General features: G+C 58.6%; 13 protein-coding genes. 7 read left to right on the top strand and 6 right to left on the bottom strand.

Annotated elements, in window-relative coordinates:
- Window positions 1–12: 12 nt before the first annotated feature.
- Genes rfbG through WH299_RS09010 form a run of 3 tightly spaced genes read right to left on the bottom strand, consistent with a single transcriptional unit; the run spans window position 13 to window position 2,876 of the window.
- Complete coding sequence (gene rfbG / locus WH299_RS09020; RefSeq protein WP_122725493.1) at window positions 13–1,098, bottom strand: CDP-glucose 4,6-dehydratase; 1,086 nt, start codon at window positions 1,096–1,098, stop codon at window positions 13–15.
- A 2-nt stretch (window positions 1,099–1,100) separates the two neighbouring features.
- Complete coding sequence (rfbF, locus tag WH299_RS09015) at window positions 1,101–1,874, bottom strand: glucose-1-phosphate cytidylyltransferase (protein WP_122725103.1); 774 nt, start codon at window positions 1,872–1,874, stop codon at window positions 1,101–1,103.
- Between the two features lie 12 nt (window positions 1,875–1,886).
- Window positions 1,887–2,876, bottom strand: a complete 990-nt coding sequence (locus WH299_RS09010) for an FAD-binding oxidoreductase (protein WP_339550090.1) — start codon at window positions 2,874–2,876, stop codon at window positions 1,887–1,889.
- A gap of 582 nt (window positions 2,877–3,458) precedes the next feature.
- Between WH299_RS09010 and WH299_RS09005 the strand changes: the two genes are divergently transcribed.
- Window positions 3,459–3,791, top strand: coding sequence for a ComEA family DNA-binding protein (locus tag WH299_RS09005; protein WP_122725108.1), 333 nt, complete (start codon window positions 3,459–3,461; stop codon window positions 3,789–3,791).
- 18 nt (window positions 3,792–3,809) lie between these two features.
- Here the strand turns inward: WH299_RS09005 and WH299_RS09000 are convergent, their stop codons facing one another.
- On the bottom strand, window positions 3,810–4,388 hold the full coding sequence (locus tag WH299_RS09000; protein ID WP_339550088.1) for a TetR/AcrR family transcriptional regulator: 579 nt from the start codon (window positions 4,386–4,388) through the stop codon (window positions 3,810–3,812).
- Window positions 4,389–4,509: 121 nt separating this feature from the next.
- On the opposite strand from WH299_RS09000, the gene WH299_RS08995 reads away from it, so the two are divergent.
- Window positions 4,510–5,154 carry a GntR family transcriptional regulator gene (locus WH299_RS08995; protein WP_339550087.1) on the top strand — a complete coding sequence of 215 codons (645 nt, stop codon included), beginning with the start codon at window positions 4,510–4,512 and terminating at the stop codon, window positions 5,152–5,154.
- 15 nt (window positions 5,155–5,169) lie between these two features.
- Window positions 5,170–6,018, top strand: a complete 849-nt coding sequence (locus tag WH299_RS08990; protein WP_339550086.1) for an urea carboxylase-associated family protein — start codon at window positions 5,170–5,172, stop codon at window positions 6,016–6,018.
- Window positions 6,019–6,026: 8 nt separating this feature from the next.
- Here the strand turns inward: WH299_RS08990 and WH299_RS08985 are convergent, their stop codons facing one another.
- Window positions 6,027–6,194: a DUF2897 family protein gene (locus WH299_RS08985; protein WP_003172675.1), complete on the bottom strand. Its 168-nt coding sequence runs from the start codon at window positions 6,192–6,194 to the stop codon at window positions 6,027–6,029.
- 112 nt (window positions 6,195–6,306) lie between these two features.
- Window positions 6,307–7,671: an ethanolamine permease gene (gene eat, locus WH299_RS08980; protein ID WP_016975347.1), complete on the bottom strand. Its 1,365-nt coding sequence runs from the start codon at window positions 7,669–7,671 to the stop codon at window positions 6,307–6,309.
- A gap of 394 nt (window positions 7,672–8,065) precedes the next feature.
- Between eat and kdpF the strand changes: the two genes are divergently transcribed.
- The 4 genes from kdpF (at window position 8,066) to kdpC (ending at window position 12,542) form a co-directional block, all read left to right on the top strand.
- Window positions 8,066–8,155: a K(+)-transporting ATPase subunit F gene (gene kdpF / locus WH299_RS08975; RefSeq protein WP_003218754.1), complete on the top strand. Its 90-nt coding sequence runs from the start codon at window positions 8,066–8,068 to the stop codon at window positions 8,153–8,155.
- Between the two features lie 9 nt (window positions 8,156–8,164).
- Window positions 8,165–9,859 carry a potassium-transporting ATPase subunit KdpA gene (gene kdpA, locus WH299_RS08970; RefSeq protein WP_122725114.1) on the top strand — a complete coding sequence of 565 codons (1,695 nt, stop codon included), beginning with the start codon at window positions 8,165–8,167 and terminating at the stop codon, window positions 9,857–9,859.
- 15 nt (window positions 9,860–9,874) lie between these two features.
- Complete coding sequence (kdpB, locus tag WH299_RS08965) at window positions 9,875–11,932, top strand: potassium-transporting ATPase subunit KdpB (protein ID WP_204937089.1); 2,058 nt, start codon at window positions 9,875–9,877, stop codon at window positions 11,930–11,932.
- A gap of 64 nt (window positions 11,933–11,996) precedes the next feature.
- Window positions 11,997–12,542 carry a potassium-transporting ATPase subunit KdpC gene (gene kdpC / locus WH299_RS08960; protein WP_339550085.1) on the top strand — a complete coding sequence of 182 codons (546 nt, stop codon included), beginning with the start codon at window positions 11,997–11,999 and terminating at the stop codon, window positions 12,540–12,542.
- Window positions 12,543–12,548: the final 6 nt, after the last annotated feature.

The raw sequence follows: 12,548 nt of genomic DNA, 5'->3' as shown, positions 1-12,548 counted from the left end.
TAAAAAATAGAGTTAGTTGCTGCCGGCCTGCATGGCGAGCATGTAGGCATTGATTTCTTCCAGGCAATGGGCCTGCATGTCGTTGCCGCTCAACCAGGCACGATGCCAGTTAACAATTCGGGCGAGCGTGGTCTCGAGGTTCCAGCTGGGTGCCCAGTGCAAGTGGGCGCGCGCTTTGGAAATATCCAGCTTGAGGTAGTTGGCCTCATGCGGTTGCGCGTCCTGATCCAGTTGCCAATGGGCGTCTGTACCCCAAGCCTGCACCATGTGGTCAAGGATCCACTCCACTGGGCGTGCGTCTTCATCCTTGGGGCCGAAGTTCCAGCCCTGGGCAAAACGATGCCCATGGGTCCAGAGATGTTCAGCCAACACAAGGTACCCACTCAGCGGTTCCAGCACGTGTTGCCACGGCCGGGTCGACTTTGGATTGCGTATTGTGACGGGTTGACCCTTCTCGAAGGCACTGAGGATATCAGGTATCAGCCGGTCCTCTGCCCAATCGCCGCCGCCAATCACGTTGCCGGCCCTGCCGGACGCCAGCGCGGCACCTTGCGGGTTGTTGAAAAACGATTTGCGGTAGGCGCTGGTGATCAGTTCCACGCACCCCTTGCTGTTGCTGTACGGGTCATGGCCGCCCATGGGTTCGTCTTCACGATAGCCCCATTCCCATTCACGGTTTTCGTAGCATTTGTCGGTGGTGACGTTGACGATAGCCCGCAGGTTCGGGCATTGGCGTGCGGCTTCCAGCACATGCAGGGTGCCCATCACGTTGGTAGCGTAGGTCTCGACCGGTTCGCGGTAGGACAAACGGACCAACGGTTGCGCCGCCATATGGATCAGCACGTCGGGGTTGAAGCTCACCATGCTTTGGGCGATTACCGCGCGATCACGAATATCGCCTTGCTCCGACTCCATGCCTTGGGCGACCTTGGCCTCGACGAACAGGGCAGGGTGGGTCGGTGGTGCCAGGGAAAAACCTTTCACCTGTGCGCCCATGCTGGTCAGCCATAAAGACAGCCAACTGCCCTTGAATCCAGTGTGGCCGGTCAGGAAGACTTTTTTGCCTCGCCAAAAGGCTGGGGAAACGGTCGACGTCATGTTCAAGCCCAGGTTTTCCAAGGGGCTTTGCCGGACTGCCAAAGCTCTTCCAAGTAGTGTTTGTCGCGCAGCGTGTCCATCGGTTGCCAGAACCCCGGGTGTTCAAAGGCCATCAGTTGGCCCTCTGCTGCCAGGTTCATCAGTGGTTCCTGTTCCCAAGTCGTACTGTCGTCCTTCAGGTACCGGAGTACTTCAGGCTTCAACACGAAAAAACCGCCGTTGATCAGTGCGCCATCACCTTTGGGTTTTTCCTTGAAATTCATCACTTGGCCCTGCTGGATATCCAAGGCACCGAAACGACCAGGCGGATAAGTTGCGGTAAGTGTCGCGGCCTTGCCATGTGACTTGTGGAAGTCCAGGGTGGCGCTGATATCGATGTCGCTGACTCCGTCACCATACGTGAAGCAAAAAGCTTCTTCGTCCTTGACGTAGTCGGCGACACGACGCAGGCGACCACCGGTCATGGACTCGTCGCCGGTATCGACCAGAGTGATGTTCCAGTCTTCAGCACGTTGGTCGTGCACCTTCATGGTGTTGTCGCGCATGTTGAAAGTGACGTCGGACATGTGGAGGAAGTAGTTGGCAAAGTACTCCTTGATCACATATCCCTTGTAGCCACAGCAGATAATGAAGTCATTGATGCCGTGTGCTGAGTACATCTTCATGATGTGCCAGAGGATAGGCTTGCCGCCGATTTCCACCATTGGTTTTGGGCGCAAACTGGTTTCTTCGCTGAGCCGTGTTCCCAGGCCACCGGCCAAAATAACTGCTTTCATGCTGTCTCCGGTTCAATTCGAGCTTACAAAGGCATCAGAATGGAAATGTTTGAGGGGCAGGCCAGCCTGTGTCAGCACTGCGCGCGCCGTATGAATCATGGCTTCAGAGCCACACGCGTAGACCGAGGTATCCGCGAGGTCAAGGTTTTCTGCAAGTACTGCTTGTTGGATGTAACCCGTTGCACCTGACCACTGTGCATTCGCACGAGAAAGAGTGGGCCGGTAGATCAGGTCCAGTGTCGGGAAGTCGAGGTGCCAATACAGGTCTGCCTCCGTGCGACCGCCCCAATAGACATAGATACGCTTGTTGCTAATTGATTCAGGCGCGGCCGCCAATGCTTCGAGCATGGCCTTGACAGGTGCAATCCCCGTTCCGGTAGCCATGAACACCAGGTTCGTAGTCCGGGCATCGCGCAGGCAGAACGTTCCCAGAGGGCCTTCCAGCCGCAGTAGATCGTTGGCTTGGGCTTCGTCAAACCAATATTGACTCATGACCCCATTGGCGACCTGGCGAATATGCAGTTCGAGCTTGGCATCCTCACGGATGGCGTTGGCGATGGAGTAACTACGACGCACGCCGTCCTTTCCAATGACATCGATGTATTGCCCGGGAAGGTAGAACAACGCACTTCTGGGCGGTGTTCTAAGCACTACCCGTATGACATCGTCTGCAAGGCGTTCCAAGGTGTCGAGGCGACAAGGCATGGTTTTGATCTGAATATCAGCCAATAACCCAAGGTCTTCGATATCCAGTTCAACGTCGGTGATCGCGGCTCGGCAGCATGTCAGGATGGTTCCCGAAGAACGCTCTTCTTCCGTCAGTGCCAGTTCGGGCTGCACCAGCTCAGTTTCGCCCTGGATAACGTTAGCCTTGCATACGCCGCATCGACCGTTACGGCAGCTATACTCGAGTACAGTCCCTTGGGACTTCGCACAATCCAGAAGGCTTTTTCCGGATTCCGCCGTAAATGTCTTGTGGTTCGAGAGCGTGACAATCGACATGTGTCAGACACCACGCTCGGGGAGGGCGTCATAAAAGATCCGTCCATCCCATTGGACGTAGGCTCTTGCACACACCTGCGACATACTTTTGATACCCATGTACGTTTACATCTCCTCTCGTCGTTGCGCTGAAAGTGCGAAGGCATAAGGCATTCAGCGCGCAGACTACATACCCAGGCCTGGGGCATTTTTGATATAGATTAAGGCAGATAACCAGGCTGCCCGGGAACGGTTGTTCCATGGCGGCATTTGGCCGTCAGTGTACTGTCCGACGGACGGTGTTTTTAATGTGCCTAGCGCCGGATATTCACACGCCCGGCTGCAAGAAGTAATAGGTTTCAAGATCACCACGATCGCACAAGGGGGCAATCTTCATGTGCGTTCGAGCTGATTTTTCCGTAAGTAATCGCGATTCTACCTGCTTGGGGCCTTAACTGGAAATGCAGGCTCTACTGACTGCAGGGTCGGCAGAGTAATACCCAGTAATCTTCCCATTTTTGACTCGCCCCAAACATGACCTAACGTAGAAAGGCAGCTTCGGAAAAGCTGCTTTTCTCTTAACGATGTCATGGAGCGTCACCAATGCAAAACATCTATATTTCCTCCCTTATCTTTGCTTTTCTCACCAGCATCTCCGTAGCCACTACCGCAGCGCCGTCCATCAAGCCTGAAGCGCCAGCCCCCCTCTCCGCGCAAACGCGTCAGGTCGAACAATCCGCCAAGGTCAACCTGAACGCCGCCGATGCGGAAACCCTGCGCCGTGATCTCTTCGGCATCGGGGCTGCCAAGGCCAAGGCGATCATCGCTTATCGCGAAAGCAACGGTCCGTTCACCGCGGTGGACGAATTACTGGAAGTAAAAGGTATCGGCAAGGCTTTGCTGGAGAAGAACCGCGAAAGGATCGTGATCAATTAAGGCAAGGAAGGAGGCCGGTCATTGATCGGCCTTTTCATCATTGTGCACTTGCGTCTTCAAGTTTTCCCGCACCACGTCCATGATGCGCGTCGCCAACTCTGTGCTTTTGACACTTCTAGCCAGTACCAATGCACCCACCAGCGTCGACATCATTACCAGGCTCTGCCGATCGGCATTCGGGTTTTCCAGCGCGGCTTCAATCTGATTCAGTCGAGCCTTAAGCACCGCATCCGTCGTCGGACTGTGCTGGCCCCTCAGGCCCATTTCGGACGACATGGTCGGCAGCGGGCAGCCTTGGTCCGGAGACGTCAGGTGCCATTCCGAGAGGTAACTGTCAATAAATGCTTCCAGCGGCCTTTCCTGGCTGAACAGCATTTCGCAATGGGCATCCAGCTCTGCCGCAGCCGATTGCAGCGCCTTCTCCACCAACTCACCCTTGGATTTGAAGTGCGCGTAGAACCCACCATGGGTCAGGTTCAGTGCTTTCATCAGCGGCTGTAAACCAGTAGCCCCGATGCCGTCGCGACGAAAGCGGACGGAGGCTTCTTTGATGATGCGTTGGTGAGTCTGGGCTTTGTGGTCGGATGAATAACGCATGGGGTGGCCTCGGCTACAGGCTGGCATCTTAACCAACTTGGACCTTTTTTCATCCATGCACATTGGCATGAAACGTGATTGCCTCTAACGCAGAAGATTGTTCAACAATCGTGAGGTGGTCATGACACTCAGCTTGTCTTTAGCGGACCAGATCGCCCTGGAGTTGCGTGCTGACATCATCGGTGGGCGGTTACTGCCCGGCATGCCGTTGGTCGAAGTGGAACTGGTGAAGGCCTATAACGCTTCACGCAACACCATTCGTGAGGCGTTGCACCGTTTGGGGCAAGAAGGGTTGACCCGCTATGTGCGCAACAAAGGGGTCATGGTCCGACGACTGGAGCGAGAGGAAGTGCGTGATTTGTTCGTAGTCCGTCGCACCTTGGAACTGCAGTCCATCGCCCAAAGCGGTCCTTTGACAGCGGCCCAATCCGAACACATGCAAAACGCCATCGACGCAACCGCCCTGGCCCGTGAGCGCGAGGACTGGCGTGCGGTCGCCACTCACAGCCTGGTGTTTCACCAGCAGATTGTCGGGTTGATGCGCAGCCCTTTGTTCGATGAGTTTTTTGCCCAAGTCATCGCTCAACTGCGTCTGGTGTTTTGCGCCGCGCCTGATGAACAGCGTTTTCAATCACCGTGGTTAGAGCGCGATCGTGAGATTTTCACCTTATTGGTCCAGCAGGATAAACCGGCGGCAGGGGAGGCGATGAGCCTGTACCTGGATGATTCGGAACGCCTGTCATTGGCCTTGTTTAACCGCCCCTGATTGAGGATCTGCACCATGTACAAAGACTATCCGGCCGCGTACCAAGTCAGTAAAGGTTCGGCGCTGCAGGTCGACACGGCGTTTTACGAGCGTATTCGTGATCGAAAACAGCAACGCACATTGATCGAGCAGTTCGAAGTGCCGATCCGTACAGGCAGGGCGTGGAAAGTGCCGGCCGGGCACGTGTTCCGTGTGACCACGCCGGTCGGCCCGCAGGTAGGTGATTTCAATGTGTGGAACGCCAACGACCCTCGCGAGCGATTGTGGGCTGCACGTACACGCCAATTGCAGGGCGCCCATGTCAGCACCCATGACCGGCTATGGTCGAACCTGCCATTTCTGCGGCCTTTGGTGACAATCACCGACGATAGCCTGGCCAGCTACGGTATAGACGAACATGGCGGGCGCTTGCACGACTTGCTAGGTACGCGTTGCGATCCCTATGTGAACCGCATGCTGACCGGCGAAGACTTCCACCACCACTGCCATTCGAACCTGACCCGCGCGGTTTTGCCCCACGGTCTGACCGAGTTCGACGTGCATGACGTATTGAATATTTTCCAGTGCACCGGCCTCAATCATGACGACATGTATTTCATGAAGGCTTGCCCGGCACAGAAGGGCGATTACCTGGAATTCTTTGCCGAGATTGATTTGCTGTGTGCGTTGTCGACGTGCCCCGGCGGGGACCTGTCGCTGCCGATGTGGGGGCCGCAGGCACAGGATCCGCTGACGGTGTGCCGTCCGCTGGGGGTTGAGATCTACAAGCTGGAGGATGAGTTGCTAAACGACTGGAGCCAGCCGGAACGTGCTGCCTATAAGGGGCAGCACGGGTTGCATATTGCCAGGGCGGCTTGGGAGTAACCCAAGGTTCAGCGGTCCTGCGCGTCCTTGGCATCCGCCTGGGCGTTGCGCTCGGCCACGCGCTTGCGCTGTTCGTCGGTGAGTTCGACTTTGTTGGCGCTGTCTCGCAGCATCATCAACCCACCGACGATCGATCCGATCGCAACTACCATAATCAACCACGCATACCACGGCATAAGGCTCTCCTTGAGGCAGATTGCCGTGGGAGAACTTTCCCACGGGAATAACTGCTTTGAGTGACGGGCTTTCTTACTAGTTCAGTGTAGGCCCGTTCTGCCTCTCAGTAGATCAGAGCCCGGTCAACATCGCATCTGCCGGTGCATCGGCACGGTCTTGCGCAGTCATCTGGAAGTAGGCAAACCCCACCACCATAAAGCCCAGGAAGATCAGCCCGATCAGCGCGTTGAACCAGGCCATGGCTACCAGGCACACCACCGCCAGTACCAATGCAATGCCCGGCACGATGGGGTAACCCGGTGCGCGGAAGGTACGCTCCAGCAGCGGTTCGCTCTTACGCAGTTTGAACAGGCTGAGCATGCTCATGATGTACATCACGATGGCGCCGAACACCGCCATGGTGATCATCGCTGCGGTCAACGTCATGCCGCCCAGGTTGATCAGGCCGTCGCTATAGATCGCTGCGATGCCGACCACGCCCCCGGCGATAATTGCCCGGTGCGGTGTCTGAAAACGCGACAGTTTGGCGAGGAAAGACGGCAGGTAGCCAGCGCGGGCGAGAGCGAAGAACTGCCGCGAGTAGCCGAGAATGATGCCGTGGAAACTGGCTACCAGGCCAAACAGGCCGATCCACACCAGCATGTGCAGCCAGCCGGAGCTGTCACCCACCACGGTTTTCATGGCTTGTGGCAAGGGATCGTTGATGTTGGACAGGGTGCGCCAGTCGCCCACGCCGCCCGCGAAGAACATCACGCCCATGGCCAGGATCACCAGGGTCAGGATGCCGCTGATGTAGGCTTTTGGAATGGTGCGCTTCGGATCTTTCGCTTCTTCAGCCGCCATGGCCGCGCCTTCAATGGCGAGGAAGAACCAGATAGCGAACGGAATCGCGGCAAACATTCCGGCAATCGCGGGTGCGCCAAAGGTGTCTGAGCCGGCCCAGCCGTTCAGGGCGAAGTTGCTGAAGCTGAACGCAGGTGCGACGACGCCCATGAACACCAGCAACTCGGCGACGGCGAGCACACACACCACCAGTTCAAAGGTGGCGGCGAGTTTGACGCCGAGGATGTTCAGGCCCATGAACACAATATAAGCACCGACGGCCGCATGTTTCGGGTCCAGCGCCGGAAATTGCACATTAAGATAGGCGCCGATGGCCAAGGCGATCGCAGGTGGTGCGAAGACAAATTCGATCAAGGTTGCGAGTCCCGCGATCAGTCCGCCTTTTTCACCAAAGGCGCGACGGCTATAGGCAAAAGGCCCTCCTGCGTGAGGAATCGCCGTCGTCAGTTCGGTGAAACTGAAGATAAAGCAGGTATACATCGCAGCGACCATCAAGGACGTGACCAGAAAGCCCAGGGTCCCTGCGACGCCCCAGCCATAGCTCCAGCCGAAGTATTCACCGGAAATCACCAGCCCGACGGCGATGCCCCATAAATGCAGGGTGCCCAAGGTGGGTTTGAGTTGTGTATTCATTGTGCTGCTCCCTGAACGGTTTGGAATGATTCAAGGTGTTGCAGCGTGCATGCCAGCCTGAGAATCATTGTCGTAAAGCGGAGCAACTGTCGTGTGGGGGATGGTTTCGCGTTTGAATCTTTGCAGCCTTGCACCAGTTGAGTGCGGTGGTGTTGCAACTGCCGTCATCGCGGGCAAGCCCGGCTCCCACATTTGACCGCATTCCCCTGTGGGAGCCGGGCTTGGCCGCGGTGAGGCCTTCCCATCCACTACAAATCTTCCCTGTAAACCCCGCATAAACCTACTCTTTACGCCGTCTTTACGCCCCACCCGTACCCTCGCTCTCGTTCCTTTACACCACTCCTGCCGACAATTGCCCCACACGCGGCACTCGCCGCTAAACGGAGAGACTTCCATGAGCGTTCTGGACGGGGTGTCACTGCTATTGGCCGTGGCGCTGTTCATTTATCTGCTGGTTGCGCTGTTACGCGCGGATCGGAACTAGGAGCGGGCCATGCACAGTTATGACTATTGGCTGATCATTGCCTTCTTTGCGGTGGTGCTGGTGCCGGCCCCATTCCTGGGGCGGTTCTATTACAAGGTGATGGAAGGGCAGCGCACCTGGCTCACGCCGGTATTTGGCCCGGTGGAGCGTGCCTGTTATCGCTTGTCCGGCGTGGATGAGCATCAAGAACAAAGCTGGCAGAAATACATGCTGGCCTTGCTTGCGTTCAACCTCGCAGGCTTTGTGCTGTTGTTCGCGATCCTGTTGTTCCAGGACTATCTCCCACTGAATCCGCAGAAATTGCCAGGTCAGGAATGGACCTTGGCCTTCAACACGGCGGTCAGTTTCATGACCAACACCAACTGGCAGTCCTACAGCGGTGAGGCGTCCCTGAGTTATCTCAGCCAGATGGCGGGCCTGACCGTGCAGAACTTCGTCAGTCCGGCCACCGGTCTGGCAGTGCTGGTCGCTTTGTGCCGTGGGATCGGTCGTAAATCCACCAAGACCTTGGGTAACTTCTGGGTTGATATGACCCGCGCCACCCTCTATGGCCTGCTGCCGTTGTGCCTGGTGCTGGCGTTGTTCCTGGTGTGGCAGGGCGTACCGCAAACCTTCGCTCACTATGTAGATGCGGTGACGATGCAGGGTGTGGATCAAGTGATTCCCCTGGGCCCGGCGGCCAGCCAGATTGCGATCAAGCAATTGGGCACCAACGGCGGTGGCTTCTTCGGCGTCAACTCGGCGCATCCGTTTGAAGACCCGACTGCCTGGGCCAACCTGTTCGAGCTGGCGGCAATCATCCTGATCCCGGTGGCGCTGGTGTTCACCTTCGGCCACTACGTGAAGGACCTGCGCCAAAGCCGCGCGATCCTTGGCTGCATGCTGGCTCTGTTCCTGATTGGTGGCGCGACCTCGCTGTGGGCCGAATACCAGCCCAACCCGACCCTGAACAATCCCGCTGTGGAGCAAACCGCGCCGCTGGAAGGCAAGGAAGCACGCTTTGGCACCACCGGTACGGTGCTGTGGTCGGTGACCACGACGGCGGCGTCCAACGGTTCGGTCAACGGCATGCAGGACAGCCTCAACCCCCTTAGCGGAATGGTTGCGCTGGTCAACATGATGGTCGGCGAAGTGATCTTTGGCGGCGTCGGCGCAGGTATGTACGGCATGTTGCTCAACGTGCTGATCGCGGTGTTCCTCGCCGGCCTGATGATTGGTCGCACGCCGGAATACCTGGGCAAGAAACTGCAGGCCAAGGAAGTGCAATTGCTGGTGGTGACCTTGCTGGTCATGCCGGTTGGCGTGCTGGTGCTCGGCGCCATTGCCGCGAGCCTGCCAGGTCCGGCCGGTGCCATCAGTAACCCTGGCCCTCATGGTTTCAGCCAGTTGCTTTATGCCTACACCTCGGCCAGTGCCAACAACGGCTCGGCGTTCGGCGGCTTCAGTGCCAACACGCCGTTTCATAACCTGATGCTGGGCCTGGGCATGTTGATCGGTCGCTTTGGCTACATCCTCCCGGTACTGGCCCTGGCCGGCAGCCTGGCGATGAAGAAGACCGCACCGATTGGCCAGAACAGCTTCCCAACCCACGGCCCGCTGTTCGTGACCCTGTTGACCGTGACCATTTTGCTGGTGGGCGGCCTGACTTTCCTGCCAACGCTGGCGTTAGGCCCCATTGCTGAACACTTGAGCATGGGCTTCTAGTAAAGGGATATGAAAATGAATATGCCTGCAAAAAAAGCGGCTCCGGTGCAAACCCAGGAGCCCGCCAAAACTGCCATCTCCGCCCTGTGGCGCCCGGCGTTGGTCCAGGCGTTCGTCAAGCTGGATCCGCGTCAACTGCAACGCTCGCCGGTGATGCTGGTGGTCGAGTTGACGGCCATCCTCACCACCGTGCTGTGCTTCGTGCCTGACACCGCCGTGCCCACCTATGTCGCGGTGCAAATCGCGGTCTGGCTGTGGTTCACCGTGCTGTTCGCCAACTTCGCCGAAGCCTTGGCCGAAGGGCGTGGCAAGGCCCGTGCCGACAGCCTCAAGGCTGGCAGTGAAGGCCTGAGCGCTCGTCGCAAAGAGGCCGACGGCAGCTTCAAGGTCGTGCCGGCCACCAGCCTGCGCAAAGGCGATGTGGTACGCGTTGCCGCCGGGGAAATGATCCCCGGTGACGGCGAAGTCATCGAAGGGATCGCGGCGGTCAACGAAGCGGCGATCACCGGCGAATCCGCACCGGTGATCCGCGAGTCCGGTGGTGACCGTTCGGCCGTCACCGGCAACACCCGCCTGGTGTCGGACTGGCTGCTGATCCGCATCACCGCCAACCCGGGTGAGTCGACCCTGGACCGCATGATCGCCTTGGTGGAAGGGGCCAAACGCCAGAAAACCCCCAACGAAGTCGCGCTGGATATCCTGCTGATCGGCCTGACCCTGATCTTCCTGTTGGTGGTGGTGACCCTGCAACCCTTCGCCCACTTCGCCAATGGCAGCTTGCCCCTGGTGTTCCTGGTCGCACTGCTGGTTACGCTGATTCCTACAACCATTGGTGGTTTGCTGTCGGCCATCGGCATCGCCGGCATGGACCGCCTGGTGCGCCTCAATGTGATCGCCAAGTCCGGCCGCGCCGTGGAAGCGGCGGGCGACGTGCATGTGTTGCTGCTGGACAAGACTGGCACCATCACCTTCGGTAACCGTCGGTGTGCGGCGGTGGTCGCAGCGCCTGGCGTCAGCGGCAAGGAAGTGGCAGAAGGCGCGTTGTTTGCCTCCCTGGCGGATGACACGGCGGAAGGTAAATCCATCGTCGAATACCTGCGCGCCTTGCATCCGCAGGCCGAGCCCTCTGCGGATGAGCTGACCGCTGTGCCGTTCAGTGCGGAAACCCGTTTGTCCGGTGTCGACTACCAGGGCCGTGTGTTCCGCAAAGGCGCGGTGGATTCGCTGCTGGCGTTCATCGGTCAGCAACGGCGCGACTTGCTGCCAGCACTGTCGCGGGAAATCGACAAGATCGCCCAAAGCGGCGGTACGCCGTTGCTGGTGTGTGCTGATGGCAAGTTGCTCGGTGCGATTCACCTGAAAGACGTGGTCAAGCCCGGCATCCGTGAGCGTTTCGCCGAGCTGCGCAAGCTGGGCATTCGCACCGTGATGGTCACTGGCGACAACCCGCTGACCGCCGCAGCGATTGCTGCCGAAGCGGGCGTCGACGACGTGCTGGCCGAAGCCACCCCGGAGAAAAAACTCGCGCGCATTCGTCATGAACAGAACGACGGCCGCTTGGTGGCAATGTGTGGCGACGGCGCCAACGACGCCCCGGCGCTGGCCCAGGCCGACGTCGGCATGGCAATGAATGACGGCACCCAGGCCGCCCGCGAGGCCGCCAACATGGTCGACCTCGACAGCGACCCGACCAAGCTGCTGGACGTGGTGCAGATCGGCAAGGAATTGCTGGTGACCCGTGGCGCGCTGACCACCTTCTCCATTGCCAACGACGTGGCCAAATACTTCGCGATCCTGCCGGCGCTGTTCGCCTCGATCTACCCACAATTGGGCGTGCTCAACGTGATGCACCTGCAGAGCCCACAGAGCGCGATTCTCTCGGCCATTGTGTTCAACGCATTGATCATCGTGGTGCTGATTCCGTTGGCGCTGCGCGGTGTGCGTGTGCAAGCGGCGAGTGCGGCGGCGTTGCTGCGCCGCAACCTGCTGATCTACGGGTTGGGCGGGATCCTGGTGCCATTCGTGGGCATCAAGGCGATCGACATGCTGCTGACTGCGTTGCACCTGGTTTGACCCGAATCCTGTGGGTGCCAGCTGGGTGCCCACAGGTTGCAATGACCGAATTGAGGAATCCGAAATGTCCAACATGATCCGCCCGGCCCTGAGCCTGCTGGTACTCATGACCCTGATCACCGGCGTCGCTTACCCACTGGTCGTGACTGGCGTCGCCCAAGTCGCCTTCCCGTACCAGGCCAATGGCAGCCTGGTACGCGATGACAGTGGCAAGGTGCGCGGCTCCAGCCTGATCGCCCAGGATTTTACCGGTGACAGCTGGTTCCACCCACGCCCATCGGCGGGCGCTTACGCGACGGTTTCCAGCAGTGCCAGCAACCTTGGTCCCAGTAACCCGGCGCTGGCGACGCGCATCTTCGATGACGCAAACAAACAACTGGTACCCGGCCAGGGGCCCGTACCTTTGGCGTCGCTGACTACCTCTGGCAGCGGTCTTGATCCACACTTGCCACCACCAGCGATTGCCTATCAACTGGCGCGGGTGGCGGCGGCGCGGAATGTGCCGGTCTCGACCTTGCAGCGCTTGCTCGATGAGCATATCGAAAGCCCGTTGGTGGGGCCGCCGGTGGTGAATGTGCTGGCGCTGAACATGGCCCTGGAAAAGCTGTAACCCGAT

Origin of the sequence: Pseudomonas sp. MYb541, assembly GCF_037479595.1 — a bacterium.
In the GTDB taxonomy this organism is placed as follows: Bacteria; Pseudomonadota; Gammaproteobacteria; order Pseudomonadales; family Pseudomonadaceae; genus Aquipseudomonas; species Aquipseudomonas canadensis.
The sequence above is the reverse complement of the archived record's forward strand: the minus strand, read 5'-3'. Positions and strand labels throughout refer to the sequence as shown.

What these genes read in the sequence shown, in the direction of transcription:
- WH299_RS09000 (WP_339550088.1), bottom strand. Translation starts at nt 4,388, where the DNA reads ATGCGTTATTCATCCGACCACAAAGCCCAGACTCACCAACGCATCATC.
- kdpF (WP_003218754.1), top strand. Translation starts at nt 8,066, where the DNA reads ATGAGCGTTCTGGACGGGGTGTCACTGCTATTGGCCGTGGCGCTGTTC.
- kdpB (WP_204937089.1), top strand. Translation starts at nt 9,875, where the DNA reads ATGAATATGCCTGCAAAAAAAGCGGCTCCGGTGCAAACCCAGGAGCCC.
- rfbG (WP_122725493.1), bottom strand. Translation starts at nt 1,098, where the DNA reads ATGACGTCGACCGTTTCCCCAGCCTTTTGGCGAGGCAAAAAAGTCTTC.
- rfbF (WP_122725103.1), bottom strand. Translation starts at nt 1,874, where the DNA reads ATGAAAGCAGTTATTTTGGCCGGTGGCCTGGGAACACGGCTCAGCGAA.
- WH299_RS09005 (WP_122725108.1), top strand. Translation starts at nt 3,459, where the DNA reads ATGCAAAACATCTATATTTCCTCCCTTATCTTTGCTTTTCTCACCAGC.
- WH299_RS08995 (WP_339550087.1), top strand. Translation starts at nt 4,510, where the DNA reads ATGACACTCAGCTTGTCTTTAGCGGACCAGATCGCCCTGGAGTTGCGT.
- eat (WP_016975347.1), bottom strand. Translation starts at nt 7,671, where the DNA reads ATGAATACACAACTCAAACCCACCTTGGGCACCCTGCATTTATGGGGC.
- kdpA (WP_122725114.1), top strand. Translation starts at nt 8,165, where the DNA reads ATGCACAGTTATGACTATTGGCTGATCATTGCCTTCTTTGCGGTGGTG.
- WH299_RS09010 (WP_339550090.1), bottom strand. Translation starts at nt 2,876, where the DNA reads ATGTCGATTGTCACGCTCTCGAACCACAAGACATTTACGGCGGAATCC.
- kdpC (WP_339550085.1), top strand. Translation starts at nt 11,997, where the DNA reads ATGTCCAACATGATCCGCCCGGCCCTGAGCCTGCTGGTACTCATGACC.
- WH299_RS08985 (WP_003172675.1), bottom strand. Translation starts at nt 6,194, where the DNA reads ATGCCGTGGTATGCGTGGTTGATTATGGTAGTTGCGATCGGATCGATC.
- WH299_RS08990 (WP_339550086.1), top strand. Translation starts at nt 5,170, where the DNA reads ATGTACAAAGACTATCCGGCCGCGTACCAAGTCAGTAAAGGTTCGGCG.